The sequence below is a fragment of the Flaviaestuariibacter terrae genome (assembly GCF_054777635.1).
This window is the reverse complement of sequence record NZ_BAAHAL010000008.1, coordinates 1589155-1614739: the sequence shown is the minus strand read 5'-3', so window position 1 is coordinate 1614739 and position 25585 is coordinate 1589155. Positions and strand designations below refer to the sequence as shown.

General features: G+C 60.6%; 23 protein-coding genes. 9 read left to right on the top strand and 14 right to left on the bottom strand.

The window, feature by feature from the left end; all coding sequences use genetic code 11:
• Positions 1–192 precede the first annotated feature (192 nt).
• A complete protein-coding gene (locus tag ACYU7Z_RS15120; protein WP_460571947.1) occupies positions 193–2361 on the bottom strand; it encodes a PAS domain S-box protein in 2169 nt (722 codons plus the stop codon).
• 198 nt (positions 2362–2559) lie between these two features.
• The gene (locus ACYU7Z_RS15115) at positions 2560–3471 is read right to left on the bottom strand and encodes a helix-turn-helix domain-containing protein (protein ID WP_460571945.1); all 912 of its coding nucleotides are present in this window, start codon (positions 3469–3471) and stop codon (positions 2560–2562) included.
• 151 nt (positions 3472–3622) lie between these two features.
• Between ACYU7Z_RS15115 and ACYU7Z_RS15110 the strand changes: the two genes are divergently transcribed.
• From ACYU7Z_RS15110 to ACYU7Z_RS15100, 3 genes are read left to right on the top strand one after another with little or no spacing between them, the layout of a single operon-like run.
• The gene (locus ACYU7Z_RS15110) at positions 3623–4474 is read left to right on the top strand and encodes an aldo/keto reductase (RefSeq protein ID WP_460571943.1); all 852 of its coding nucleotides are present in this window, start codon (positions 3623–3625) and stop codon (positions 4472–4474) included.
• Positions 4475–4493: 19 nt separating this feature from the next.
• Entirely contained in the window at positions 4494–5333 is an 840-nt protein-coding gene (locus ACYU7Z_RS15105; RefSeq protein ID WP_460571941.1) for an SDR family oxidoreductase, read from the top strand.
• Positions 5334–5390: 57 nt separating this feature from the next.
• Positions 5391–6374, top strand: coding sequence for an aldo/keto reductase (locus tag ACYU7Z_RS15100; protein WP_460571939.1), 984 nt, complete (start codon positions 5391–5393; stop codon positions 6372–6374).
• A gap of 20 nt (positions 6375–6394) precedes the next feature.
• Here the strand turns inward: ACYU7Z_RS15100 and ACYU7Z_RS15095 are convergent, their stop codons facing one another.
• Complete coding sequence (locus ACYU7Z_RS15095; RefSeq protein ID WP_460571937.1) at positions 6395–6781, bottom strand: DUF302 domain-containing protein; 387 nt, start codon at positions 6779–6781, stop codon at positions 6395–6397.
• A gap of 114 nt (positions 6782–6895) precedes the next feature.
• On the opposite strand from ACYU7Z_RS15095, the gene ACYU7Z_RS15090 reads away from it, so the two are divergent.
• From ACYU7Z_RS15090 to ACYU7Z_RS15070, 5 genes are all read left to right on the top strand, one after another.
• Positions 6896–7462 carry a helix-turn-helix domain-containing protein gene (locus ACYU7Z_RS15090; RefSeq protein ID WP_460571935.1) on the top strand — a complete coding sequence of 189 codons (567 nt, stop codon included), beginning with the start codon at positions 6896–6898 and terminating at the stop codon, positions 7460–7462.
• Positions 7463–7546: 84 nt separating this feature from the next.
• Positions 7547–9967 (top strand): heavy metal translocating P-type ATPase, encoded by a 2421-nt coding sequence (locus ACYU7Z_RS15085; protein ID WP_460571933.1) that lies wholly within the window; start codon positions 7547–7549, stop codon positions 9965–9967.
• A gap of 80 nt (positions 9968–10047) precedes the next feature.
• On the top strand, positions 10048–10260 hold the full coding sequence (locus ACYU7Z_RS15080; RefSeq protein WP_460571931.1) for a heavy-metal-associated domain-containing protein: 213 nt from the start codon (positions 10048–10050) through the stop codon (positions 10258–10260).
• A gap of 40 nt (positions 10261–10300) precedes the next feature.
• Entirely contained in the window at positions 10301–10774 is a 474-nt protein-coding gene (locus tag ACYU7Z_RS15075) for a DUF3347 domain-containing protein (RefSeq protein WP_460571929.1), read from the top strand.
• A 31-nt stretch (positions 10775–10805) separates the two neighbouring features.
• The gene (locus ACYU7Z_RS15070) at positions 10806–13274 is read left to right on the top strand and encodes a multicopper oxidase domain-containing protein (RefSeq protein WP_460571927.1); all 2469 of its coding nucleotides are present in this window, start codon (positions 10806–10808) and stop codon (positions 13272–13274) included.
• Between the two features lie 20 nt (positions 13275–13294).
• On the opposite strand, the gene ACYU7Z_RS15065 is transcribed toward ACYU7Z_RS15070, so the two are convergent.
• Positions 13295–13564, bottom strand: coding sequence for a hypothetical protein (locus tag ACYU7Z_RS15065; protein ID WP_460571925.1), 270 nt, complete (start codon positions 13562–13564; stop codon positions 13295–13297).
• A gap of 166 nt (positions 13565–13730) precedes the next feature.
• Between ACYU7Z_RS15065 and ACYU7Z_RS15060 the strand changes: the two genes are divergently transcribed.
• Entirely contained in the window at positions 13731–14813 is a 1083-nt protein-coding gene (locus tag ACYU7Z_RS15060) for a serine hydrolase domain-containing protein (protein WP_460571923.1), read from the top strand.
• 66 nt (positions 14814–14879) lie between these two features.
• On the opposite strand, the gene cysK is transcribed toward ACYU7Z_RS15060, so the two are convergent.
• The 10 genes from cysK to ACYU7Z_RS15010 all read right to left on the bottom strand — a co-directional run bounded on the left by cysK (position 14880) and on the right by ACYU7Z_RS15010 (position 25579).
• Positions 14880–15791, bottom strand: a complete 912-nt coding sequence (gene cysK / locus ACYU7Z_RS15055; RefSeq protein ID WP_460571921.1) for a PLP-dependent cysteine synthase family protein — start codon at positions 15789–15791, stop codon at positions 14880–14882.
• Positions 15792–15815: 24 nt separating this feature from the next.
• A complete protein-coding gene (locus ACYU7Z_RS15050; RefSeq protein ID WP_460571919.1) occupies positions 15816–16625 on the bottom strand; it encodes a serine O-acetyltransferase in 810 nt (269 codons plus the stop codon).
• A 53-nt stretch (positions 16626–16678) separates the two neighbouring features.
• A complete protein-coding gene (locus ACYU7Z_RS15045; RefSeq protein WP_460571917.1) occupies positions 16679–17932 on the bottom strand; it encodes a sulfate adenylyltransferase subunit 1 in 1254 nt (417 codons plus the stop codon).
• Positions 17933–17938: 6 nt separating this feature from the next.
• On the bottom strand, positions 17939–18898 hold the full coding sequence (locus ACYU7Z_RS15040; protein ID WP_460571915.1) for a sulfite exporter TauE/SafE family protein: 960 nt from the start codon (positions 18896–18898) through the stop codon (positions 17939–17941).
• A gap of 2 nt (positions 18899–18900) precedes the next feature.
• Positions 18901–19650, bottom strand: coding sequence for a DUF2490 domain-containing protein (locus ACYU7Z_RS15035; protein ID WP_460571913.1), 750 nt, complete (start codon positions 19648–19650; stop codon positions 18901–18903).
• Positions 19651–19658: 8 nt separating this feature from the next.
• Positions 19659–22664 carry a TonB-dependent receptor gene (locus ACYU7Z_RS15030; protein WP_460571911.1) on the bottom strand — a complete coding sequence of 1002 codons (3006 nt, stop codon included), beginning with the start codon at positions 22662–22664 and terminating at the stop codon, positions 19659–19661.
• Between the two features lie 38 nt (positions 22665–22702).
• Complete coding sequence (gene cysD / locus ACYU7Z_RS15025; RefSeq protein WP_460571909.1) at positions 22703–23596, bottom strand: sulfate adenylyltransferase subunit CysD; 894 nt, start codon at positions 23594–23596, stop codon at positions 22703–22705.
• A 7-nt stretch (positions 23597–23603) separates the two neighbouring features.
• A complete protein-coding gene (locus ACYU7Z_RS15020) occupies positions 23604–24302 on the bottom strand; it encodes an adenylyl/phosphoadenylyl-sulfate reductase (protein ID WP_460571907.1) in 699 nt (232 codons plus the stop codon).
• A 179-nt stretch (positions 24303–24481) separates the two neighbouring features.
• Positions 24482–24781, bottom strand: a complete 300-nt coding sequence (locus ACYU7Z_RS15015; RefSeq protein ID WP_460571905.1) for a hypothetical protein — start codon at positions 24779–24781, stop codon at positions 24482–24484.
• Positions 24782–24949: 168 nt separating this feature from the next.
• Entirely contained in the window at positions 24950–25579 is a 630-nt protein-coding gene (locus tag ACYU7Z_RS15010; protein WP_460571903.1) for a response regulator transcription factor, read from the bottom strand.
• Positions 25580–25585: the final 6 nt, after the last annotated feature.

Sequence of the window (25585 nt, the reverse complement as noted above, 5' to 3'; positions counted from 1 at the left end):
ATCCGTATAAATACGGTTGACGGGCAGGTATTGTTCGCAGGAAGCCTTTCCGCAAATGGGCGCAGGCAGCAAAGCGCAAAGGTCGGGGATACACAGGAGCAGACCCACACCCCGGCAAAAGGCCCACGCCAGCCGATGAGCAGCCACGGGACCTGACATCCACGGTAAGGCGGATCAATGGCCCGCTTCCCGCTACTTCCGCACGGCAAACGAGATCATCTCACGCGCGTTCTCCACGATCTCCTCCACCGAATTGCCTTTTTGAATGTAGGCCGTGGCCATCGCGGCGAGGCACTTCTCGCGGTACTTGTTGCTGCCGGATGTCGAATACACCACCTTGGGGATGCCGCTGAAGCGCGGCTCGAGCTGCAGCGAATGCAGCATGTGCAGCCCGTTGAGAAGCGGCATGTTGTAATCCAGCACAATGAGATCGGGAAGCTCGTCGCTGCCGGCCGCATGCATCGCGTCGAGGAGGCTGGGGCCATCGCTCCAGAAGTGGACCTGGATGGCCGGATCAACGCGCTCGAAGGCTGCCTCCAGGAAAGCGCGGTCGTCTTCGTTGTCTTCGGCCACGAATACGCGGAGCGGTCCCGTGCTGCCACTTTCAAAGTATTCCTGCACCGGCACCTGCACCCGCAACTCCGTGCCCCGGCCGGGCTCCGAGCTGATGGAGACGCTGCCGTTGTACACGTCCATGCGGTTGCGGATGTTGCCCAGGCCCAGGCCCGTGGCTTTGCGCGCTGTATCGAAGCCGCGGCCATCATCGCGGAGCAACAGCTCCAGCTCACCGTTGCGGATGTGCAGCGACAGCGCCACCTCCCGCGCACCGGCGTATTTGCTGACGTTGGTGAGGCCTTCCTGCACGGCGCGGTACAAGCACACTTTCAGGTCGCTGCCCACCTGCTCCACCAGCGGATCAAGGTCGAGGGAGATCGCAAACTGCTGCGCCGCGCGAAACGAATCGGCCAGCTCCCCGATCGCCTGGATAAGACCGATCTCGAGGAGCTCCGGCGGGATCAGCGAGCGCGACAGGGCGCGTATCTCGTTGATCGTACCGGCGAGTACCGATTCGCTTTTCTCGATAAGACCCGCCTGCAGGTCGCTGCGGCTGCGGGCGAGGTCGAGGTATAATTTGGCAGTGGTAAGCTGCTGGTTGACGTTGTCGTGCAGCTCGCGGCCAAGGCGCTTCCGCTCGCTCTCCTGCGCCTCGATCTGCGCACGCAGGATACGCTTCTGCGAGGTCAGCTTGAGCTCCGTAACCTTTTCCTCCAGCGAGAGCTCGTGGGTGATGTCGGCCGTGCTTACCAGGATACAGGGACAATCGTCGTACTGGATGTTGACCGCATGAATTTCCACGGTGATCAGTGTACCGTCCTTCTTCTTCTGCCGCGAGATCTCGCGGTAGGGCTGGGTTGATTGCAGCAGGCTGTTCAGCGCCACATCTATCGCGGCGAGCTCCTCCCGGGGACGCAGGTCGTACGAGGTAAGGCGAAGCATCTCCTCTTTGGTATAGCCATACTGGCGCAGGGCCGCCGCGTTAACCCTGAGGATACGCAGCGACGGCGGCTCGCAGATATACTGGGCGAGCGGGGCATCCTCGAAGAGGCTGCGGTGGTTCTGCTCACTTTTCTGCAGCAGCTTCTTCGCCCGCTCCTGCTCGGTAACATCGTGCATGGTGGAGAGGCGCGCCGGTACGTCGCCGAACTGGATCGTGGTCGAATTAACTTCTACCAGCCGCTCACTTCCGTCCTTCCGGCGATGGCGCCAGATACCGAGCCCCGACTCCGAGCCCGTGCGGTTGGCGATGTAGTCGCGGAAAGCAGCGCGCTCCTCTTCAGGACGCAGGTCCAGGATGGTCATCTGCAGGAGCTCCTGCCGCGAATAGCCGTAGTGCCAGATCACCGCCTCGTTCACATCGAGGATGCGGAGCGTTTCGGCATCGTAGATCCACTGGGGCAGCGGCGCGTTGTCGAACAGCGACTGGTAGCGCTGTTGCAGCGCCAGCAACTCGTTCTCCTGCTCCTTGCGGCCCGTCACATCGCGGAAGTAAAGAGCCAGGCCATCCGCAGACGGATACGCCGTCACTTCAAACCAGCGGTCAAGCTGCTCCACGTATTCTTCAAAAGAAACTTTTACCTGGTCGCGAAGGGCCCGCTCGTACTGCTGGTGAAACGTGCGCCCGACCTCCTGGGGAAAGAGGTCCCAGATGCTGCGCCCGATGGCGGCATCGCGCGGCACCGCCAGCAGGCGCTCGGCACGCTGGTTCCAATAATGGATCCGGTAGTTTACATCTACGAATATGAAACCGTCGGTGATACTCTCTAAAACTGTTTCGACCGAAAAGGGACTTGAAGGGAGCATGTACTAGCTGGATAGGTGTATCGCGAATTTAGCGACACTGGCGCAATTGAAACGTCGCGTTCCTCTGCAGTTTCCGGGCTTAGGTGGTTCTGCTTAACCAAGATGTTCCTCTCCCGGCCTCAACGGGGAGTGCATCTTTTGCTCCGGCATTCATAGTTGTTGTGCTGATGAGCACTCATTTCGCCCGGTGCGCTCCCGTTAATTCAGGGCGCTCCTGTATTCGTTCGGGGTCCTGCCCTCCTGCTGCTTGAAGAAGCGCGTGAAATGCTGGGGGTATTTGAAGCCCAGCTCGTAGGCCACTTCCGACAGCGACTTCGACCCGTCGAAGATCTTGCTCTTGGCGGCTTCCACGAGGCGCGTGTGAATTTGCTCGAGCGCGGAGCGGCCCGTTTCCTTGCGTACGAGGTCGCCGAAATAATTGGCCGAGAAGTGCAGCTGCGCGGCGAAGTAGGAAACGGTCGGCACACCTAGCGCCTGCGCCTTACCCGAGTTGAAGTAATCGTCGAGCAGCGCGGCGAATTTCCCGCCGATGCCGCCGACTCCCTGCTCGCGTGTGAGGAATTGCCTGTCGTAGAAGCGAAGGCAGTAATTGAGAAAGAGCTCGATGTTGGATGCGATCATCGTCTTCGTATGCTTGTCAACACCCTGCTGCATCTCGAGTGCGATGCGGTGAAAGCAGTCGACCACAACGCCGCGCTCCGCCTCCGACAGGTGCAGCGCCTCGTGTGCCTCGTACGAAAAGAACCCGTAGTCTTTCATGTGCTGCCCCAGCGCCGTTCCGCGGATCAGGTCAGGATGAAAGAGCAGCGCGTAGCCGGCAGGCACATAATCGGGCGTCCGGCGCTCGATCGAAAACACCTGGCCGGGCGCCATGAATACCAGCGTGCCGCTCTGGAAGTCGTAGTAATTTCTCCCGTAGCGGATATCGCAGTGCTTTTCGTCTTTCAGGAAGACGGCGTAGAAGTCGAATGCTACGTTGCCCGCATCAATGAACTGCCGGCGCACGCCCGTCTTCGAAAAGTCAAGCACGCTGACGAGCGGGTGCAGCGTCGGCTGTCCGGCCAGCGTGTTGTAATCGTGAATGGTCAAACTGCGGTGATCGTTTTTCATGGAACCGTTTTGCTGCAACGAAGGTACCGGCGAATGGCGCGGCGAATAAAGCTGAGCAGGCCCCGCCAGTGAAAATGGTAATACAAACCGTAATCGGGGTAACCAGGCCCGGGCACGCCGTTGGTAGCTTTGCCGCGAAATGAATCCAACTATGCAAACAGTGACCTTAAACAACGGCGTCGCGATGCCGATCCTCGGTTTTGGCGTGTTCCAGGTGGCCGATCCTGCCGAGTGCGAGCGGGCGGTAAAAGACGCCATCGAAGTGGGCTATCGCCTTATCGACACGGCCGCCTCGTATATGAATGAAGAGGCCGTCGGCCGCGCGATCAAAGGCAGCGGCATCCGGCGCGAAGAGCTTTTTATCACGACCAAGCTCTGGCTGCAGGACGCCAGCTATGAAGCAGCCAAGCGGGCCTTCCAGCGCTCGCTCGACAAGCTCCAGCTCGACTATCTCGACCTCTACCTGATCCACCAGCCTTATGGCGATGTGTACGGCGCCTGGCGCGCGATGGAAGAGCTCTGCAAAGAGGGTAAGGTCCGCGCCATCGGGATCAGCAATTTTTACCCCGACCGCGTCGTCGACCTCGTGCTCCACAACAAGACGGTGCCCGCCGTCAACCAGATCGAGATACATCCCTTTCAGCAGCAGGCCGAGGCCCAGGAGCTGCTCCGGGAATACGGCATCCAGACTGAATCCTGGGGCCCGTTCGCAGAAGGAAGGAACGGGCTCTTCGCCAACGAGCTGCTGGCGGGCATTGGCGCGAAGTACGGCAAGACCATCGCGCAGGTGGTGCTCCGCTGGATCGTCCAGCGCGGCATCGTGGCCATTCCGAAATCGGTGCGGCGCGAGCGCATGGAAGAGAACTTCAACATCTTCGACTTCGAGCTGAGTGCCGGCGATATGGATTCGATCGCCACACTCGACCAGAAAAAGAGCGCCTTCTTCGACCACCGCGACCCGGCTATGGTCAAGTGGCTCGGCGAGCGGAAGCTGGATTTATAATCGCTGATAAAACACTACAATGAAACAACAGAAAGTATGGCTGATCACCGGAGCAGGCCGCGGCATGGGCACCGATATCGCCAGGGCCGCACTGGCTGCCGGCCATAAGGTGGTTGCTACCGGCCGCGACCGCAACCGTGTTGCTGCTGCACTGGGCGATGCCGAAAACCTCCTGGCAACCAAGCTGGACGTAACGAGCGAAGCGGATGCCGAGGCTGCGGTCCGTGCCGCGCTTGACCGCTTTGGGCGAATAGACGTTTTGGTAAACAATGCTGCGAATTTTGTTGCAGGCTTCTTCGAGGAATTGACCCAGGAAGAGATCGGGCAGCAGCTACAAACCAGCCTGATTGGCCCCATGCTGGTAACGCGCGCCGTTCTGCCTGCAATGCGCCGGCAACGCTCGGGACAAATCATCGCGATCTCGTCAACAGCGGGCCTTACCAGCCTCGAGTTCTGCAGCGCCTACTCGGCTTCCAAGTTTGGGCTGGAAGGATTCATGCAGGCGCTACAGGTGGAAGTGCAGCCGTTCGGCATCCACACCACGATCGTCAACCCGGGCTTCTTCCGGACGGAATTGCTTACCGACCAATCGACGCACTATGCGAATCACCCCATACCCGATTACGACCAGCGACGGAACGAATTGCTGCAATTCTGGAAAGGCGCCAACGGGCAGCAAACAGGCGACCCGGCGAAGCTGGCGGCAGCACTGATCGCCATTTCAGATGAAGAGAAACCTCCGCAGCGATTCCTGGCAGGTGCCGACGCGATCGATACAGCCGAGCAGGTTGCCGCAACGCTTCAGCAGCAGGCAAATGCCTACCGCGAGCTGTCGCGCTCGCTTGCATTCGATAAATGACCAACAGCATTTTGTTCGACAGCAATCGGCCGAGCAGGCAAACAAAAATTTACCAGTATGCAACAACGAAAATTAGGGAAAAGCGGTCTTGAAGTTTCCGCACTCGGCCTGGGCTGCATGGGACTTAGCTTCGGCTACGGCGCGGCCACGGAAAAGAAAGCAGCGATCGACCTGCTCCGCGCCGCAGTGGAGCGCGGCGTCACGTTCTTCGACACGGCGGAGGCCTATGGTCCATTTGCCAACGAGGAGCTGCTTGGCGAGGCACTGCAGCCGTTCCGCAACGACGTCGTCATTGCGACCAAGTTCGGGTTTGCCGACGGCGTTACCAGCAAAGGCCTCGACAGCCGTCCAGAAAACATCCGTGCCATGACGGAGGCAGCGCTGAAGCGACTCCGTACCGACCGCATCGACCTGCTGTACCAGCACCGGGTGGATCCCAATGTTCCGATCGAAGACGTAGCCGGCACCGTGAAGGACCTGATCGCGGAAGGCAAGGTGAAACACTTCGGCCTTTCCGAGGCCGGTGTCGGCATCATCCGCCGCGCACATGCGGTGCAGCCCGTGACGGCGCTGCAAAGCGAGTACTCGCTGTGGTGGCGCGAGCCGGAGGCAGAAATACTTCCGGTGCTGGAGGAGCTCGGGATCGGCTTTGTTCCCTTCAGCCCGCTGGGCAAGGGCTTCCTGACCGGCAAGATCGACGAGAACACGCAGTTCGGCGCCGGCGACTTCCGCAGCACGGTGCCGCGTTTCTCGGAAGAGAACCGCAAAGCCAACCAGGAGTTCGTCGCCTTTATCGGGCGCATTGCTGCGGAGAAAGGCGCAACGCCCGCGCAGGTGGCGCTGGCCAGGCTGCTGGCGCAGAAGCCCTGGATCGTTCCCATTCCCGGCACCACGAAGCTGCATCGGCTGGAAGAGAACATCGGCAGCGCGCAGCTCCAGCTGACGGCAGATGACCTGCGTCGCATCGAAGAAGAAGGCGCGAAGATCAATATCCATGGCGCGCGTTATTCCGAGGCGGCGCAAAAGATGATCAACCGATAAACGGTTAACGATCGCAAGCCTCACAAGCCAGCGATCACCCGCGCCAGGCGGCTGCTGACGTCGGCTGCTATGGCTTCGAGCGCCGGGTTTTGCACCGCGCCGATGGAGGCGAGCGGGTTGATGGCCGCGATCGACACGGCGCCCGATGGCGCATCCTGCACAACGATATTGCAGGGAAGCATCACGCCGATATTCGGCTCGAAGCCGATGGCCTCGTAGGCCAGCTTCGGGTTGCAGGCGCCGAGTATGGTGTAGCGCCGGAAATCGGTTTGCAGCTTTTCGAGAAACTTCTCCCGGAGGTCGATCTCGGTGATCACCGCAAAGCCCTCCCCCTGAAGCCGCTGCTTCAGCCGGCCGATGACTTCGTCGAAGCCGAGCGCTACTTCCCCGTTGATGGCGTAGTCCATGATCGATCATTCGTTGGTGCCCCGAAAGGGCGCCAATTCTATGCCACCGCCACGGAGATGCCTTCGAAAGCGATCCAGGAAGACCGCCGTATTTTTGCGGTATCAATGCAAGCGATGACGAAGCTGATGATCAAGAATATGGTCTGCCCGCGCTGCATCCTCTCGGTGGAGCAACTGCTCGGCGAGCACGGGCTGCGGGCCAGCGCCGTGCGGCTTGGCGAGGTGGACCTCGTGGAAGCGCCCACGGCGGAACGGCTGCAGCAGTTTTCCGATGCGCTCCAAAAGGTTGGCTTCGAATTGCTCGACGACCAGAAGAAGCAGCTCATCGACCGGATGAAAACGCTGCTCATCGCCAAGGTGCAGTCGGGGAGCATCGAGGAGCATTTTGGTCTCTCGAAATTCCTGGCCGGCGCCCTGCACAAAGACTATTCGAACCTGAGCCGCCTCTTCTCGGAGGTTGAAGGCATCACGCTCGAGCAGTATTTCATCCTGCAAAAGATCGAGAAGGCAAAAGAATGGCTGCTCTACCGCGAGCACACGCTCAGCGAGATCGCCTGGCGCCTCGGCTACAGCAGCACGCAGCACCTGTCGGCCCAATTCAAGAAAGTAACGGGCATGACGCCGAGCCAGTTCAAGGAGCGCGGGAGCACGCTCCGCAAGCCGCTCGACGACCTCGCCTGAGCCAATTAAGTATACAAGTTCGCCATCAGCGTATAACATACAGGCCCCGCGTCCCATCCACCTTTGTGGGCACAACGACCCGTTATGGCAACAAATACGAACACAACCTTCGAGCTCCCGCTCGCCGGCGTCGACAGCGAGCACTGCGCGCTGATCGTCGACAAGGGGCTGTCAACAGTCCCCGGCATACGTGCGCACCACGTTGAGCTCAACAACCACAAGGCCGTCATCAACGCCGATGGCGAGGAAGCGGTGGCAAAGGCGGTCAGCACGATCCGCGGACTCGGCTACGACGTGGAAACAGTCCGGCAGACCTTCCCCGTAACCGGCATGAGCTGCGCGTCCTGCGCCGCCAGCACGGAATCCATCATCAGGGCCCAGGCAGGGGTTGTCGATGCGGCGGTCAACTTTGCCAGTTCGTCCGTGAAGGTCGAGTACGTTCCTACCATCGTTACACCCGGGCGGCTGAAAGCAAGCGTCCAATCGATCGGCTACGATCTCGTAACAGAAGATTCGCAGGACGCAAATGACGCGCTGGAAGACCTGCACCGCGCAAAGCTCCGCTCGCTCCGGCAGCGCACGATATGGTCGGTGATCCTTTCGGTGCCATTGGTTGCCATCGGCATGTTCTTCATGAACATTCCCTACGCCCGGTACATCATGTGGGCGCTGGCAACACCCGTGGTGCTCGTGTTCGGGCGGCAGTTTTTCAGCAACGCGTGGAAGCAGGCAAGGCACCGCTCCGCCAATATGGACACGCTCGTGGCGCTCAGCACCGGCATTGCCTATCTCTTTAGTGTATTCAACAGCCTCAACCCCGGCTTCTGGGAGCGGCGCGGGCTCGCTGCGCATGTATATTTTGAAGCGGCTGCTGTTGTCGTGGCCTTCATTCTCCTCGGCAAGCTGCTTGAAGAACGCGCGAAGGCTTCCACGTCGTCGGCCATCAAAAAGCTTATGGGACTGCAGCCGAAAACGGTGACGGTTGTGCGCGCCGGAGAACAGCTCGTCGAAACGCCGATCGGCAACGTCGCCGTTGGCGACACGCTGCTGGTAAAGCCCGGCGAGAAGGTGGCTGTTGATGGGACGGTGACCTCTGGCGAATCATATGTCGACGAAAGCAGCATTTCGGGCGAGCCGGTGCCGGTGGCCAAAACGACGGGTGCGCGCGTGTTTGCCGGGACCATCAACCAGAAAGGCAGCTTCCGCTTCGAGGCGAAGAAAGTGGGTGGCGATACTGTGCTGGCGCAGATCATCCGCACCGTGCAGGACGCGCAGGGCTCCAAGGCGCCCGTGCAGAAGCTGGTGGACCGCATCGCCGGGATCTTTGTGCCGGTGGTGACCGCGATCGCGCTGCTGTCGTTCGGCGCCTGGTGGCTGCTCGGCGGCGCCAATGGCCTCACGCAGGGCCTGCTGGCGCTCGTGACCGTGCTGGTGATCGCCTGCCCCTGTGCCCTCGGGCTGGCAACGCCCACGGCTATCATGGTAGGCGTTGGACGCGGCGCCGAGCAGGGCATCCTGATCCGGGACGCCGAAGCCCTTGAGCTCGCGCATAAAGTAAACGCGATCGTGCTCGATAAAACGGGCACGCTCACCGCCGGCAAGCCCGAAGTGGTAGACAGCCTGTGGCTCGACGACCGCGCGGCACTTCGCTCCGTGCTGCTGGGACTTGAGCGCGCCTCAGAGCACCCGCTCGCCGAGGCCATCGTACGAAGCCTGGAAGGCAATACGGTGGCGGCTCCTGTGGATTCGCTCGAATCGATCACCGGCGCGGGTGTGCTGGCTGTTTCGGGCGGACAAACCTATTACGCCGGCACGGCCCGGCTGTTGGAAGAAAAAGGCATCGCTCTCCCGGACACTGCGGCTGCCTGGAGCCGGCAACAACAGTCCGACGCGCGCAGCGTGATCTACTTTGCCGGTGCCGGGCAACTGCTGGCAGCCATTGCCATTGCCGATACCATCAAGCCCAGCTCGCCCGAAGCGGTGGCACGCCTGCGATCACTCGGCATCGATGTCTATCTTTTTACCGGCGACAATGCGCAGACCGCCGCAGCCATTGCGCGGCAGGCCGGGATCGACCATTACCGGGCCGAGGCGCTGCCGCAGGATAAAGCGGCTTTTGTGAAAGAGCTGCAGCAGCAGGGAAAGGTAGTGGCGATGGTCGGCGATGGCATCAACGACAGCCAGGCACTGGCGCAGTCCGACGTGAGCATAGCGATGGGCCAGGGCAGCGATATCGCGATGGATGTAGCGCGGATCACCCTCATGAGCTCCGACCTTGCCCGCATCCCGACGGCCTTGCGGCTTTCGCGGGCCACGGTGCGCACGATCCGGCAGAACCTGTTCTGGGCCTTCATCTACAACATCATCGGCATCCCCATCGCAGCAGGCCTCCTGTATCCCGTCAACGGATTCCTGCTCAACCCGATGATCGCGGGCGCCGCCATGGCGCTGAGCAGCGTGAGCGTTGTGGCCAACAGCCTTCGCCTCAAATGGGCCCGCACCTGACAATTAACTGTACAACGTTGCCGCCTAAGTATAACAGCCACGCGGTAGCGGCAAGTGAACTTTGCATCAACTAAAAACGTATGAAACAACAATTCAGGACAAACATCAATTGCGGCGGCTGTGTGAAGGCCGTGACGCCGCAGCTTAATGCAGCAACGAATATCAAAAGCTGGAACGTCGATACCAATCACCCGGAAAAAATACTGACCGTGGAAACCGACGGGCTGACCGCAGAAGCCGTTTGCAGCCTCGTGCAGAAAGCCGGCTTCAAGGCAGAGCCGCTGGCCCGATAATTTGTGCAAACCCATCGTCATCACCCGTAAAAAAACGACCATGAACTATTTCCTTGTATTGCTGCTCACGCTTGCGCTCGGTACCGGCGCGGGTGCCCAGCAGGCGTCGATCGAGCCATCGCCCGCACGCCTGCTCCGGAGCTACCTGCAGTTGAAAGACGCCCTTGTAGCCGGAAACGCCGCAGGCGCCGCTGCGGCTGCCGACAGCTTTTCGCGGGCGGCCAATGCCGTCGACTACAAGCTGGTTTCCGAAGACAATATCCGGATACTCGTGGCCGATGCCGGCCTTATCTCAGGAAGCACCAGCCTCGCGAAGCAACGTACCGTGTTTGCCAACCTCTCGCACAACATGCAGGCCGTGGCGCAAGCCGTGAAGCTGTCCGACGCACCCGTATATATACAGTATTGCCCGATGAAGAAAGCCACCTGGCTGAGCACCGACCAATCGATCCGTAATCCTTATTATGGCAACGCGATGCTGACCTGCGGCGAGGTGCAATCGACCATCCGCTAAGCGCGCGTTTTATCCTATCAAAGAGAATTTCATGAAACAGTGGCTCCTGCTGCTTTTTAGCCTGCTCGTCGTTTTGGTGTCGCTGGCACAGACGGTACCGAAGGTGATCTACCAGTGCCCGATGCACCCCGAAGTGCAGCGCGACCGGCCCGGCACCTGTCCCAAGTGCGGTATGCCGCTGGTGAAACGAACCATCCGCGTGGCGGCGCCCAAAGCCACCCGCCCCCCGGAGCCGAAGCCGCGCCCGAAGCCGGCTCCAGGCAATGCGCAGCCCACGGCGCCTTCCCACACTAAGCCCGACACGGCTGCAACCACTACTCCGCCGACTGATACAGCTGTAGCGGAGACCTATGTTCCCGAAGCGGTGCGCCTGGAGCCCGGACGAACCGTTGTGTACCACCTGTATGTTACCGACACGATCGTAAACTATACCGGTAAGCGCCGGCACGCCTATGCCATCAACGGCCAACTGCCCGCGCCTACGCTCGAATTCACCGAGGGCGATACGGCGGAGATCTGGCTGCATAACAAGCTGCGCAAGGAAGAAACCTCGCTGCACTGGCACGGCGTCATCCTGCCCAACCGCTTCGACGGTGTTCCCTCGCTGACCACTAAACGCATCGGGCCGGGTGAAACGTACCGCTATAAATTCCGCGTGGTGCAGAACGGCACCTACTGGTATCACTCGCACACGTCGCTGCAGGAGCAGCAGGGCATGTACGGGATGCTGCGGTTTAAAAAACGAGGCGCAGTTGCTGCGCCTGCGGCCCGCGCCCCGCAGGTGAACCTTGTGCTGAGCGAATGGTCCGACGAGAACCCGATGCAAACCCAGCGCCGCCTCCGCACGGGCAACGACTGGTACGCCATTAAGAAGGGGAGTACACAAAGCTATTCGGAAGCGATCCGCGCGGGGCGGCTGGGCACCAAGCTGACCAACGAATGGAAGCGGATGAAGGCCATGGATGTGAGCGACGACTACTACGAGCGCTTCCTCGCCAATGGCCGGCCGGAGGCTGGCGACAACAGCTTTTCGACAGGCGACACCGTGCTCCTACACGTAGTCAATGCCGGCGCTTCAACGTATTTCTGGCTGATGTGGGCGGGCGGCAGGATCGAGGTTGTGGGCAACGACGGCAACGACATGGCTCCTGTGACCGTCGACCGGCTGATCATCGCACCGGCGGAGACCTACGACCTGCGCGTGGTACTTCCGGCCGCAGGGAGCTATGAGTTCCGGGCCACGGCCGAAGACCGCAGCGGCGCATCCTCGCTTTGGCTGGGCAGCGGCGCGCGGCAGCCGGCAGCGCATCTTGGCCGGCTTGACTACTTCGGGGGGATGAAGATGATGAACGACATGATGAACCTCGATGGCTCCATGAACGATATGGGAATGAAGATGAGCCTGCAGCAGATGGATATGAACAGCGTCATGTACCCCGAGCTGACCGACAGCACGAGCGCGGCCTACAACCCCGACCTCGCGACGCTGAACTACGGCCTCCTCCGCGCGCCCCAAAGCACCGCGCTCGCCGATGGGCCCACAAAGACGCTGCACTTCCAGCTCACCGGCAACATGAACCGCTACGTGTGGACGCTTGACAATAAGACGGTGAACGAAGCCGACCGGATCCTGATCCGCAAGGATGAAAAGGTGCGCCTTATCCTGACCAACAACTCGATGATGCGGCACCCGATGCACCTGCACGGGCACGACTTCCGCGTTCTCAACGGGCATGGCGACTACGCCCCGCTGAAGAACGTGCTCGACATCCTGCCGATGGAAACCGATACGATCGAGTTCGCGGCAAACCAGGAAGGCAGCTGGTTCTTTCACTGCCATATCCTTTTTCACATGATGGCCGGGATGGGCCGCGTGTTTGAGAATTCGGAGAAAGCGTCGAACCCCGACCTGCCCGACAGCGCGATGGCGGCCCGGATGTTCCGCCACGACAACAATATGTACCACCTCATGGTCCGCGCCGGTATCGAAAGCAACGGCAGCGACGGCGAGGCCATGCTCTCCTCCAACCGCTACGAACTGCAGGGCACCTGGCATATCGGCACACACCCCGAGCATGGTTACGAAACCGAGATCGCCTTTGGCCGGTACCTCGGTGCCAACCAATGGTGGTTTCCCTATATCGGTTACGACTACCACCGCAAGCAGTACACAAGCCCGAAAAAGGCCGCCGCCGAGGAGAAGAACCTGTTTGGCCAGGTAAGTAACAAGGCCAACCGGAGCACCGTAACGCTCGGTGTGCAATACCGCGCGCCTTTCCTGGTACTTGCCGATGCGCGGTTGGATGGCCTGGGAAAGTTCCGACTGCAGCTAAGCCGCGAAGACATTCCGATCACGCCGCGCCTGCGGTTCAACCTGATGGGCAACAGCGACAAGGAGTACATGGTCGGCTTCCGCTACGTGCTCCGGAAGTGGCTTGCCCTCTCCACACACTACGACAGCGACATGGGTCCCGGCGCAGGTATCACCCTCACCTACTGAGCTCACTGCCTCGCGCGCGATCAGGCCACGTTGCGAAATTGCGGCGCGCCCGGAAGCAGGTCTGCGAGCAGCCGGTACAGGTCGATGCGGTTGAAGATGCAATAGAAGAAACATTCGAGCAGGGCGGAGTCGAGCACGGCGCCTTCCTCCTCGTCGAAGGCCGGGGCGCCATCGGAGGTCAGGAGCGTACGCGCGTCCTGCGCCGGGTCGAAGGGCTGGCCACAGCGCCAGTAGATGTATTGAAGCAACCCGCGTACGTCGTCGATGGAATTGATATGGTATTGATTCATAGCAGCCGCTTTTAGGTTAGCAGTAGATGCGTAGGATCGGGAAAAAAGGAATTGGTTTAAAAGACCGCGCGATTTCAAGGAGAACCGGTCACTTGTGCCGGTCAATCGCGTTTGTTGATTAAACTTTGCGCGCCTGCCTGTTTCTAACCCGCACAAGACAATGTTCATGAGACCCTTCTTCGTAACCGCCTTCCTCCTGCTCTCCTGCTTATGCCACGCTCAATACGATTTCAGCGCTGTCGACGCCTGGCTGCAGCGCAACGCCCCGCAGATGGGCGGCCGCGCCGTACTGGTCGTATACCGCGATGGTAAGATCGTATATACGGGCAGCGCCAACGAAACCAGCGGGCGACAGAAGCGGGTGGCGCAATTCATCGCAAGGCGGCGTGGACAGGAAGCGGAGACAGGCGACTACACACCCGAGACGAAGCAGATGATCGCCTCCTGCAGCAAGTGGCTCAGCGCCGCGCTCGTGATGACCTTCGTGGATGAAGGCAAGCTGCGGCTGACCGATACCATCGGCCGCTGGCTGCCGTCGCTGTCGCGAAGCGGCAAGGGCGGCATCACCATCGCCCAGTGCCTGTCGCACACAACGGGCATCCGTGCTCCCGACCTCCGCGAAAGCCTGCAGGAGATGCAGGGCATCCGGAGCATGGATGAAGCCGTGGAAAAGCTGGCCGCACTTCCCATGGAAGGCGCGCCGGGCACGGTGTTCCGCTACAGCAACGCCGGCCTCCAGCTCGCTGGCGCGGTGCTTGAAAAGATCAGCGGCCAGCGCTTCGCCGACCTCTTTGCCGTGCGTATCGCCGCGCCGCTGAAGATGACCCATACCGACTGGGGCGACAAACCCGTGGCATTGCCCGCCGGCGGCGCCCGCAGCACAGCCGATGATTACCTCCGCTTTCTCGTCATGATCCTCAACAAGGGAACCTTCGAAGGCAAACGCGTGCTGAGTGAAGGAAGCGTGGCCGCCATGCAGGTCAATCGCATTACGTCCGCAGTGCGCGTGGCCTACGCACCCGCCGAAGCCGGCAACTTCGGCTACGGCTTCGGCGAATGGGTGATGGAAACCGCCAGCACCACCAACGCAACAAAAGCGGTTACGAGCCCCGGTCTCTTCGGCTCCTTTCCACTCGTGGATAACGACAAAAAATACTGCGCCTTCCTCATGACGTTCTACCTCAAAAGCGCCGGCCGCAACGCGCGCTACAAGGAGCTGAAGAAGCTGCTGGATGAAGCGATGAAGTGAGCGCTTCGCCCGCAAATACCGAAGGGCAGCTTTGCTGCCCTTCGGTATGTAGAAAAAACATTCATTTCAGAACAATCCCTCGATGGAGAAGTAGCGCTCGCCCGTATCGTAGTTATACGTAAGGATCTTCGAGCCCTTTGGTATCTCCGGGAGCTTTTTGGCAACAGCCGCAAGCGCCGCGCCGGTCGACACACCGCCAAAAATTCCTTCCTCTTTGGCAAGGCGTTGCGCGTAGCTGTAGGCTTCGTCCTTGCCCACCTGGATCACGCCATCAAGTACCGACATATTAAGGATCGACGGCACAAAGCCGGCGCCGAGGCCCTGCAGCGGGTGCGGTGAGGGCGCGCCGCCGCTCAGCACCGGTGAAAGCTCGGGCTCCACGGCAAACACTTTCAGGTTCGGCAGTTTTTTCTTCACCACTTCGGCAATGGCCGTGATATGCCCACCCGTGCCCACACCTGTGATCACGTAGTCGAGGCCGTCGCCGAAGTCGTCGATGATTTCCTTTGCCGATGTCGTTCGGTGGATCTCCACGTTGGCGGCGTTGTCGAACTGCTGCGGGATCCAGCCACCGGGTGTTTCGGCAGCGAGCTCCTTGGCCCGCTCGATGGCACCCTTCATCCCCTTCTCGCGCGGCGTCAGCACAAACTCGGCGCCGTACACCTGCATGAGGCGGCGCCGCTCGATGCTCATGCTCTCGGGCATCACCAGGATCAATTTGTAGCCTTTCACAGCGGCCACCAGCGCCAGGCCGATCCCTGTGTTGCCTGATGTCGGCTCGATAATGACGCTGTCTTTCGTAAGTATTCCCTTTTTCTCCGCGTCCTCGATCATCGACAGCGCGATGCGGTCTTTAATAGACGCGCCGGGGTTTTGCTTTTCGAGCTTGATCCATACTTCGTGGTCGGTGCCGAAGAGGCGGTTGAGCCGTACATGGGGCGTGTTGCCGATGATGCCGAGAATGTTGTCTGCTTTCATCTTATTTGGTTTATGGGTGATGTGTCAGATGACGAAATTGAGCGGCTCCGGGAAGGGAACGGCCGATTTGATGTGCACCTCGCTCTTGTGGTACACCACCGAGTTGGGAGGTACGCTGTACGTAAGCCATACGTTGCCGCCGATGATGCTGCCGTCGCCGATGATGGTATCGCCGCCGAGGATCGTCGCACCGGCATAGATCACCACGCCGTCGCCGATGGTCGGGTGCCGCTTGGCCGCAGCTGCTTCCTTCGACACCTGCAGGGCACCGAGCGTCACGCCCTGGTAGATCTTCACGTGCCGGCCGATGACGGTGGTCTCGCCGATCACGATACCGGTGCCGTGGTCGATGGCGAAGGCTGCCCCGATCCGCGCGCCGGGATGGATGTCGATGCCGGTGCGCCCGTGGGCATGCTCCGCGAGGAAGCGCGCCAGCAGCTGGCATCCCTGCTGCCATAGCTCGTGCGCCACGCGGTACACAAACGTTGCGTAAAACCCGGGGTAGGAACTGAGCACCTCCTCCAGCGAGCGGGCCGCGGGATCGCTGTCGAGGATGGCCTGCGCGTCGTCAAGAAGTGCGTCGTAGAGTGACGGAAGCTTTTCGAAAAAATGCTCGGCTTCCGCGCGCAGCGATTGGGGCAGCAAGGCGCGGAGCTCAAGTGCAAGCTCGTCGTAGCGGGCAGCAAGCGCCGACGCCGACGAATCCTGGCCGTAGCCAAACAGGAGCGAAAAAAGTTCCTCCACGAATTGCCGGGCCTGCTCTTTATCGGGCCCGAAGCGGCACGCAGCGCGGCCGGCCGCCTCCAGCTTTGCGATCAATTCCTGTCTGCCCATGTCGTTACGGTTTATCTAAAAACAAATGTACCCGGGGGCCAAAAGCCCCAAGGCTAATTTCCGGGCGCTTCGATAAAACCTACCGCTACCGTCCGGTTGCTGAACTCATCGATCAGGATAAAGGCGCCATTGCGGCGGTTCGCAGCAAAGGGCTCGGCAAACAGCGGCGCGGCCGTACGCACCTGCACCTGTCCGATATCGTTAAGCCCGAAAACGGTCACACCTGTACGCGACTCCATCGTATGCACGTCGAGCACCGACTGCGGCAACAGCTTCGCCTTGACACGATTCGTACCGTGTTGCAGGATGTAGGTCTTTGCCGGTGCCAGCGCGGTCTCATCCATCCAGTTGATCGTGGCACCGAACGACTGCAGCGCTGCGGGTGCTTCCTCCGCAGGAACGATCATAGAACCGCGGCTTACATCGATGTCGTCGTCAAGCTCGAGGCTGATGGAGTCGCCCACGCGCGCTTCGACCAGCTCCTGCGCGGCCTTCGTCATCCGGCGTACCCGGCTGCGGCGGCCCGAAGGCAGCACCTGCACCTCGTCGCCGCGGCGAAGCACACCGCTCGCGAGCCGTCCCGCGTAGCCGCGGTAGTCGTGGTGCTCGTCGGAGTGCGGACGGATGACCAGCTGCACAGGGAAGCGCGCGGGCAGCCCGGCTTCTTCCGTATGCACCGGTGTTTCTTCGAGGTACTGCAACAGCGGCGCACCGGTATACCAGGGCATACGCGCGGATGGCGTTACGATGTTATCGCCATCCTTCGCCACGATAGGCAGGAAGTGCAAGGAGCCTTGATAGCCAATGGCGGCAACCAGCGCGCGCACTTCCGACTCGATGCTTCGGAAGGAGGCCTCGTCAAACTGCACGAGGTCCATTTTGTTGACACATACAAACACCTGCCCGAGCCGCAGCAGCGACGAGAGGAACAGGTGCCTGCGCGTTTGCTCGATGACGCCGTTGCGCGCGTCGATCAGCACGATGGAAGCCTGCGCGTTGGAAGCACCGGTGATCATGTTGCGTGTATACTCGATATGCCCCGGCGTATCGGCGATGATGTATTTGCGCCTGCCGGTTGCGAAGTAGATATGCGCCACGTCGATGGTGATGCCCTGCTCGCGCTCGGCGATGAGTCCGTCGGTGAGCAGCGACAGGTCGGTAAAGTCGAGCCCCTTGCGCCTGCTGCTGGCCTCGAGTCCTTCAAGCCTGTCGTTGGGAATAGAGCCCGTATCGTATAGCAGGCGCCCGATGAGCGTGCTTTTCCCGTCGTCGACGCTGCCTGCTGTTGCTATGCGTAAAATATCCATGGTCGTTTATTGAATGCTTTTAAGAAACATGCGCACACACCAGATCATCACCATCACGCCCACCGCGATCATCATCGTCTTGCGGGGAAGGCGACCGGCGAGCCGCGCCGCAACAGGCGCCGCCAGGCAGCCACCCGTAAGCAGCCCCAGCACGATCGACAGGTGACTGACACCCACCGTAACGAGGAAGGTGAAGGCGCTGGCGAGCGTCACGAAAAACTCGGTGAGGCTTACCGACCCGACGGTGTATTTCGGCGAGCGTCCCTTGGCAATAAGGCTACTGGTAACGATCGGCCCCCAGCCGCCACCGCCAAACGAATCGAGAAAGCCGCCCACAGCTGCCAGCAGCCCGAGGCGCTTCACCTTGCCGCTGGCCACAGGCTTTCCGAAGGCTTTGATCAGGATCTTCAACCCCAGGAAACCGGCATAGAGCGCGATGGCGGGCATCAGCCACTTGCCGGCCCGCTCACCCAGCAGCACCAGCATGCCGGCGCCAAGCACCGCACCAAGTACGCCCGGGATCACGAGATGGCGAAACAGCTTCTTGTTGACGTTGCCGAATTTGTAGTGGCTGTAGCCCGAGATGCCGGTGGTAAATACTTCGGACGTGTGAATGGCGGCACTTACCGAAACTGGGCTGATGCCCAGCGACATGAGGAAGGTGGCCGACGTAACGCCGTACCCCATGCTCAGCACCCCATCGACCATCTGCGCAACGAAGCCGGCGAGCACGAAGAGAAAGAACTGCCGGTTGAAGGTGGGCGCTAGGTCGCTCCACCACTCGCGCAGCGGCGGCAGCGGCAGGTAAGCGACAACGAGGTTGGCAACAACGAGCAAGGCAAAAAACAGCACGAGCCGCGAGGCCAGCCGCTTCCAGCGCCGCTCACCGTTGTTGGCGGGCGCAACGATTTCGACCGGTTCTGTCTCCACAAGTACTTCAGGCTCCGTGTTGCTGGTTGGGTTCATGGTCAGCTTTTCTTTTTTCGCAGGTCTAGGTTATGAAAGAAGGATATCCGCGCCGTGTGCAGCGTACGGTAGCGCCCCGGTGTAGCGAGCTGCTGAAATACGTTGAGGTAACCCAGCTGCAGGTTGTCGGTTGAATTGATATGGTAGGCGGCACCCAGGAAGGCCCGGTTCTGGTCGAAATAGTTGGTCACGATCTCCTTGCCGAAGTTGACCATCAGCTCGTTGTTGGCAATAAGCGACACGCTGCCCTTGCGTATTTCCCGCGAGAGCGGGAGCTGCAGCAGGAAGTTGTAGCGCGCGCGGTAGTTGAACTGGTAACCGTCGCCGAGGCTGCCGTCGGCGGCGATGCGGCGCCGGTAGCGCTCCTCGAGCCGTATCCACTGCATCGTACGGAGGCGCCGGTACTTCGTGTGCCACTGCAGCTGCTGCCAGGCGCGGTGCTCGGGCTGCGACACATCGGGGTGATTGTCGGCCGGGAAATGATTTACAAACGCATAGCCGGCCGTGAGCTTGGTAACATCGGCCAGGTAGTAGGTGATGCCGCCGCGGAGAATGCTTTGCGACAGCTCGTCTACGAGCCCGTCTTCGGTGCGCAGCTGCCCCTCGAGCCAGAGCCCCCAGCGGTTGCTGAGCCGCGTTTGATTAAAGTAGCCAACCCAGCTTTGCACGGCCTGCGTGCGCACTTTCGTCTGCGCACCTGCGCCAAAGACGATGAACAGTATAAATACGGGTATCAGGAATAGTTTCTTCATCCGGCAATTTACTTAGCAAGAAGATTATCGATGGTAATAGCGGTGTAGTAAAGCGCGCCAATGCTGGGGCCGCCGGCGTACTGCAGGTAGCGCCGGTTGAAAATGTTGGAGCCACCCAGCTTGAAGGTTGCATGGAGCTTTGGCGCCGCGAAGCTTACCTGCGCATCCACGGTGCTGTACGCGTCTACCTGCCCCGTCACCAGCGGGCTTTCCCAGAGAAAGGCATCCTGCCAGCGCCACACGACGTTGAAGCCAACGTTCTTGGCAATAGCCCGGTTGCCAAAGGAAAGATTGGCCGCCCATTCGGGCGTGTTGAAGCCCGTTACGAAAATGTCGCCGCTGCTGTTGGCCTTCATCCTGTTGTATGACAGGTTGCCGCCGAACGTGTACTTCCGGTAGAAGTTGTAGGTAACGCCAAGCGCGGAGCCATAGTTGTTATACGCGTTGCGGGCATTGGTGTACACGCGGTAGCGGTCCTGTCCCTTGCTGGCGGCCGTTGCCGGCGTCGCGCTGGTCGCATCGCGGTTGCGGTCCAGCATCGCCAGTACCGCCGCATCGGAGCCCAGCGTCTCTCCTTTTGGCACATACACCTGCAGCTGGCCCAGGAACCCGTCGTAGCGATTGAAATACGCGTCCACATCAACCAGGAGCTTCTGATCGAACAGGAGGCCTTTGTAGCCGATCTCGAAGGAGCGGATCCGCTCGGGGCGGGCTTTGGGAAGGTTAGCAACGACCAGTTTGTCGCGGTTGGCAAGGGCGGCGGCATCCGTGTTGCCCTGCGCCGACACCGCCGCGTTGAAGTCGATCACGGAAGCCTGTGTGTAGCTGTTGTCGAGGTAGCCCAACCCGTCGTTGATGTAGGGAAGGCTGCCCACGCGGCGTACGCGACCGTTGTTGACAAAAGAAAGCGCCTCGAAAAGTGCCGGGAACCGGTATCCCTCCTGCCAGGTTGCGCGGAAGTTGTGGTTCTTCCGCAGCGTGTACACAGCAGCGAGGCGCGGCGTCAGCTCGGGATCGAAGGCCGGGTTGTAGTCTGCGCGGAGCGATCCGAACAGCCGGAGCCGGTCCTCAAACAGCTTCTTTGTGGCCTGCGCGAAGGCACCGACCTTTTTGTAATAGACGTTCTTTCCATACGAGCCGTCTTTAAGCGGCACATTGCGCTCGTCGATGGGACGCGAGAAGTCGACGAAGTTGTTGCCGTCCGGGATCACCTCGTACACGCGCGCGTCGGCGCCGGCGAGCAGATCCACGAAGCGGATGCGGTCGCTGAGATCCCACTGCGCATCGAAATGATACATCCGGCTCCGCTGCACGAGCGCGGCGCCACCCGTTTCGGGGGCGTTGGGAATGGCCGCCGACCGGATATCCCAGTTATTGATCGAGATGATCGTGTTCTTCAGTTGGTCAAATTCAGGCGTACCCGGGAGTACGCGGTCGGCATCGGCCTGCGCACGCGCCCAGGCGCTGGCAGCCGCCAGGTTGGCCGACGTAAGGCCTCCGTTGGCAGCCGCATAGCTGTTAAGGGCGTTGCGGAATTTCGTGCCCCAGCTTGCCGGCGTTTTGGTATCGGTGGCACCGCCGCTGTACAGGTCGAGGTTGTCGGCAAGCGGCTTGACGTTGTACGAATTGCCCGTGTTTTCGATCGATGCATAGGCCCGCAGCAGGAAGGCCTTGCCTTTAAGCTCCAGCCTGTGGTTCTGCACCCACACGTTATCGAGCTGGATCTTGTTGCCCCGCTGGAATACGCCATCCATACGGCCCGCACGGTACGTGTACGAAAGCACCGATCCGCCGCGCAGCTTGTAGTACAAACCCGCATCGAATTTCAGGTTGTCGACACGCGCGCTCACCAGGTCCGTTTCCCAGTAGCCGGTTCGTGCTACGCGCAGCGTCTGGTTGCCCTGCCCGTTGATCGTGAGGCCGCTGATGGATACTACGTTCGACCCGGCCAGCGCATCGTCGCCGTACTTATTCCAGCCATCGAAGGCAATGTTCGCACCACCGTTCAACTCGGGGTAACGCGGGTTGGCGCTTTTGAGATCGTTGGTATTCTGGTCAAGACGGGTATCGGCACGCCAGTCGGTTCCGCGCATATAGCCGAAGTTGACCTTGAACGCAAGGCGGCGGAACGATGCAGCATATCGAAGTGCCGTCTCGCTCAGGAGTGCGGGTGCATGGTCGATGCCGTCGACGTGGTTGACGCCGGTGCGCTGGTAGATGCTCAGCCCGGTGCTGTGAAAGGGATCGCGGGTCAGCAGGTTGGCCATCCCGTTGATGGCGTTCATGCCATAAAGCGCTGAAGCCGCGCCGGGCGTGATTTCCACGCTCTGGATGTCGAGCTCCGTAGGCCCGATGGCGTTACCCAGCGGCACACCGAGCGTAGCAGCCTGCATGTCTACACCATCTACAAGCTGCATGAACCGGAAGTTGTTCGGGATGTTGAAGCCACGTGTGTTGGGCACCTTGAACGTAAGGCTCGAGGTGGTCATCTGCACGCCTTTTACATTTTCGAGTGCGTCGTAAAAGGTCGGCGCCGGTGATTCCTTGATGGCGCGGATGTCGAGCTTCTGTATCGCCACAGGCGAATGGAGAATGCTCTCCGGCACACGCGAGGCCGTTACCACGATCTCGTTTTCGAGCACCGTTCGCGTGGCTAGGGCTACCCGGAGCTGCGCATCGGCCTGCCCGATCGTGACCTCCTGCGGCGCGTAGCCGATCGAAGTAAAGGCGAGCGTCAGCGGCAAGGGGCCGCGCACGCGGAGCACAAAAGCTCCATTATCGTTGCTCACGGTTCCAACCGGCCGTCCCTTTACCTGCACCGCTACGCCGGCCAGCGGCTCATGCCCTTCCTGCGCGGTAACGATGCCCGATATTTCAATAACGTCCTGTGCCTTCAATACATTCAGTCCCGCGCCCAGCAGCACGAGCAATACGATGAGCAGCGCCTGCAGCAGGTAGCGTCCCGCCCTTTGCCAGCGGTTGTTGTCCTGTCGTTCCGAAAAAAGCCGCAACATAGTTCCTGGTTACTTGATGATTGATTGTAGTTCTACGGTCAGAAATAGCCTTCCTTTTTCCGCTTTTCCATGGCTGCCTCCGAACGCTTGTCGTCGATCCGCGCGCCCCGCTCCGAAAGCGTGGCGGCTTCGATCTCCGCGATCACGGTGTCTAGGTCGGCGGCATCGGAGAGCACCGCGGCGGTGCAGGTCATGTCGCCCACGGTGCGGAAGCGGACCGTTCCTTCGAAGGGAACCTCGTCGGGCGTTGTGTTGAGAAAGTCCGAATAAGGCCAGTAGAGTCCGTCGCGCTCGATGATGGGCCGCTTGTGCGAGAAATAGATCGACGGGATCCGCAGGCCTTCCTCGCGGATATAGTTCCAGACATCGAGCTCCGTCCAGTTGGAGATCGGGAACACGCGTACGTTCTCCCCCACCTGGATGCGTCCGTTGAGCAGGTCGAAGAGTTCGGGGCGCTGCCGCTTGGCATCCCACTGGCCGAAGTCGTCGCGCACGGAGAACACACGCTCCTTTGCGCGGGCCTTCTCCTCATCGCGGCGGGCACCACCGATACAGGCGTCGTACCGACCCTCGGCAATGGCGTCGAGAAGGGTTACGGTCTGCAGCACGTTGCGGCTTGCGTATTTACCGGTCTCTTCCTGCGCCCGGCCGGCATCGATGGAGTCCTGCACATAGCGCACCTGCAGCTCGAGGCCGCTCTCGGCGGCGAGCCAGTCGCGGAAGGCGATCGTTTCGGGGAAGTTGTGTCCGGTGTCGATGTGCAGCATCGGGAAGGGCGCCCGGGCCGGGAAGAAGGCCTTGCGCGCGAGGTGCACGAGGGTTATCGAATCTTTTCCGCCGGAAAACAGCAGCGCCGGCCGCTCGAATTGCGCCGCCACTTCACGCATTATGTAGATCGCTTCGTCTTCCAGCTCACGGGGAAATCGGGTCATGGATCGTTTATTTTACAAGGTGTAAGCCGCATTCTTTCTGGGAGCTTTCCCAGTACCAGCGGCCGGCACGCGGGTCTTCGCCGGCGCTGATGGCGCGTGTGCAGGGTGCACAGCCGATGCTAATAAAGCCGCGGTCGTGCAGCGGGTTGTAGGGGACGTCGTGTTGCTGCAGGTAATCGAGCACATCGCTGTAGGTCCAGTGGAGCAGCGGGTTGATCTTGTACAACCCGCGCTCGGGGAGCCATTCCACGAAGGGAGCGCTTCTTCGGTGCTCGTTCTGCTCCGAGCGCAGCCCCGTGATCCAGGCCTGCGCCCCGAGCAGCGCGCGGTTGAGGGGCTCCACCTTGCGCACGGCGCAGCAGGACTTGCGCTGCTCCACCGACTCATAGAATCCGTTGATCCCGTCGCGGGCCACGAGCGATTGCACCGCGTCGGCCTGTGGGAAGTAGAGGTCGATGGAAAGCCTGTAGCGTGCCGACGTGCGGTCGAGCGTATCGTAGGCCTCGGTAAAGAGCCGGCCGGTATCGATCGTGAAAATGCGCACGGGGAGCGCGTTTCGGGCGATGAGGTCGGTAAGCGCCTGGTCTTCCTGCCCCAGCGAGGTAGAGAAGACGGTGCTGCCCGGGAAAAGCTCCGTTACGCGGCGCAGGGCCGCAACGGTGTCGCCCGCTGCAAAGAGATCGTTGAGTTCCTGTAGATAGACCATAGGATTTGTATTGTGTCCTACAGCAAGCAGTCGAAAAAGCGCAAGCGCCGGGGCGAAAATAGGTGCGCTCCATTAGTCTACCAAATTAATATAGTATTTGACCGGGGCATGACAGGCACGCATAAACGCCAATGCCCGCACAGGGTGCGGGCATTGGAGAACGATAAGGGCGAAGCGGCTTATACAGCGAGCGCGAGGCCTTCGCCTGCGGGCGGCAGCTGCCGCGTGAGGCGGATCATTTCGTGGATCACCTGGTCCACCAGGTCTTTGGCTTTCGCGAGGAGCACGCGGTCGTTTTCGCGCTCGGCAAGATCGAGGTACAGCTTGGCGGCGGCCAGGCTCTGCGCCATGTTTTCCTGGAGCTCCGAGCGGATGGCCTGCGCATGGGCGGCCCATTGATACAGGGGCTCGCTGGCGGAAGCAGGGGTCACGGCACAAGCGTTTTTCAGACCCGTCAGCGGGTTCGTGGATAGCGTCATAGGAGTGTGGATTTTACAGTTTCCCGGCAAGCGGTACTCTAAAATGCAGCATTATTCCGGCACGCGGAAACCAATTTGGCGCCGCTACCGGAAACCGCTTAGCCGGCGTGCAGGAAATTCCGGAGGGCTCGTAAAAGCCCGCGTAGTTTCCCGCTGCTCGCCGCGTAGTTACAGCAGCGAATGATCCAGCGCGTAGCGGATCAGCTCGGCATTCGACGAAAGGTCCATCTTGCTGAGGATGCGCGCGCGGTACGTGCTGATGGTGGTGGAGCTGAGGTGCAGCTGCTCGGAAATCGTGGCGATACCGAGGCCGAGGCAGATCATCCGGAATACTTCAAACTCGCGGTCGGAGAGCTTTTCGTGCGGCATCGTGTGGCCGTCGTCGCGGAGGCTTTCGAGCAGCTTTTCCGCGGCCATCGGCGTAATGTACTTGGCGCCCGAGAGTACTTTGGCCACGGCCCGCACGAGCTCCTGCGGCGCCATATCCTTATTGAGGTAGCCAACGGCACCGGCCTTAAGCACGCGGGCGGCATATTGCTCCTCGGGATACACGCTCAGGATAAGCACAGGAAGATGGGGCAATTGCTGCTTCAGCTGGAAGAGCATTTCCAGGCCGCTGCGGCCGGGCATGCTGATGTCGGAGATGACCAGGTCCCAGCGCTGGCGCATGCAGGACACCACCACGGAGTCGGCATCGCCTACCTCGTGGATCTCGGCGTTGGGATATTCCTCGTGCAGAATGTCGCGGAGCCCGCGTCGTACAATGGAATGATCATCGGCAATTAAAAATCGCAACATGGTATG

Excerpts from the sequence above, each read along its gene's own strand:
- ACYU7Z_RS15120 (WP_460571947.1), bottom strand. The coding sequence starts at position 2,361 with ATGCTCCCTTCAAGTCCCTTTTCGGTCGAAACAGTTTTAGAGAGTATC.
- ACYU7Z_RS15035 (WP_460571913.1), bottom strand. The coding sequence starts at position 19,650 with ATGAAGAAACTATTCCTGATACCCGTATTTATACTGTTCATCGTCTTT.
- ACYU7Z_RS15040 (WP_460571915.1), bottom strand. The coding sequence starts at position 18,898 with ATGAACCCAACCAGCAACACGGAGCCTGAAGTACTTGTGGAGACAGAA.
- ACYU7Z_RS15020 (WP_460571907.1), bottom strand. The coding sequence starts at position 24,302 with ATGGTCTATCTACAGGAACTCAACGATCTCTTTGCAGCGGGCGACACC.
- ACYU7Z_RS15105 (WP_460571941.1), top strand. The coding sequence starts at position 4,494 with ATGAAACAACAGAAAGTATGGCTGATCACCGGAGCAGGCCGCGGCATG.
- ACYU7Z_RS15065 (WP_460571925.1), bottom strand. The coding sequence starts at position 13,564 with ATGAATCAATACCATATCAATTCCATCGACGACGTACGCGGGTTGCTT.
- ACYU7Z_RS15100 (WP_460571939.1), top strand. The coding sequence starts at position 5,391 with ATGCAACAACGAAAATTAGGGAAAAGCGGTCTTGAAGTTTCCGCACTC.
- ACYU7Z_RS15115 (WP_460571945.1), bottom strand. The coding sequence starts at position 3,471 with ATGAAAAACGATCACCGCAGTTTGACCATTCACGATTACAACACGCTG.
- ACYU7Z_RS15075 (WP_460571929.1), top strand. The coding sequence starts at position 10,301 with ATGAACTATTTCCTTGTATTGCTGCTCACGCTTGCGCTCGGTACCGGC.
- cysD (WP_460571909.1), bottom strand. The coding sequence starts at position 23,596 with ATGACCCGATTTCCCCGTGAGCTGGAAGACGAAGCGATCTACATAATG.
- ACYU7Z_RS15085 (WP_460571933.1), top strand. The coding sequence starts at position 7,547 with ATGGCAACAAATACGAACACAACCTTCGAGCTCCCGCTCGCCGGCGTC.
- ACYU7Z_RS15010 (WP_460571903.1), bottom strand. The coding sequence starts at position 25,579 with ATGTTGCGATTTTTAATTGCCGATGATCATTCCATTGTACGACGCGGG.
- ACYU7Z_RS15015 (WP_460571905.1), bottom strand. The coding sequence starts at position 24,781 with ATGACGCTATCCACGAACCCGCTGACGGGTCTGAAAAACGCTTGTGCC.
- ACYU7Z_RS15030 (WP_460571911.1), bottom strand. The coding sequence starts at position 22,664 with ATGTTGCGGCTTTTTTCGGAACGACAGGACAACAACCGCTGGCAAAGG.
- ACYU7Z_RS15095 (WP_460571937.1), bottom strand. The coding sequence starts at position 6,781 with ATGGACTACGCCATCAACGGGGAAGTAGCGCTCGGCTTCGACGAAGTC.
- ACYU7Z_RS15045 (WP_460571917.1), bottom strand. The coding sequence starts at position 17,932 with ATGGATATTTTACGCATAGCAACAGCAGGCAGCGTCGACGACGGGAAA.
- cysK (WP_460571921.1), bottom strand. The coding sequence starts at position 15,791 with ATGAAAGCAGACAACATTCTCGGCATCATCGGCAACACGCCCCATGTA.
- ACYU7Z_RS15080 (WP_460571931.1), top strand. The coding sequence starts at position 10,048 with ATGAAACAACAATTCAGGACAAACATCAATTGCGGCGGCTGTGTGAAG.
- ACYU7Z_RS15060 (WP_460571923.1), top strand. The coding sequence starts at position 13,731 with ATGAGACCCTTCTTCGTAACCGCCTTCCTCCTGCTCTCCTGCTTATGC.
- ACYU7Z_RS15110 (WP_460571943.1), top strand. The coding sequence starts at position 3,623 with ATGCAAACAGTGACCTTAAACAACGGCGTCGCGATGCCGATCCTCGGT.
- ACYU7Z_RS15090 (WP_460571935.1), top strand. The coding sequence starts at position 6,896 with ATGACGAAGCTGATGATCAAGAATATGGTCTGCCCGCGCTGCATCCTC.
- ACYU7Z_RS15050 (WP_460571919.1), bottom strand. The coding sequence starts at position 16,625 with ATGGGCAGACAGGAATTGATCGCAAAGCTGGAGGCGGCCGGCCGCGCT.
- ACYU7Z_RS15070 (WP_460571927.1), top strand. The coding sequence starts at position 10,806 with ATGAAACAGTGGCTCCTGCTGCTTTTTAGCCTGCTCGTCGTTTTGGTG.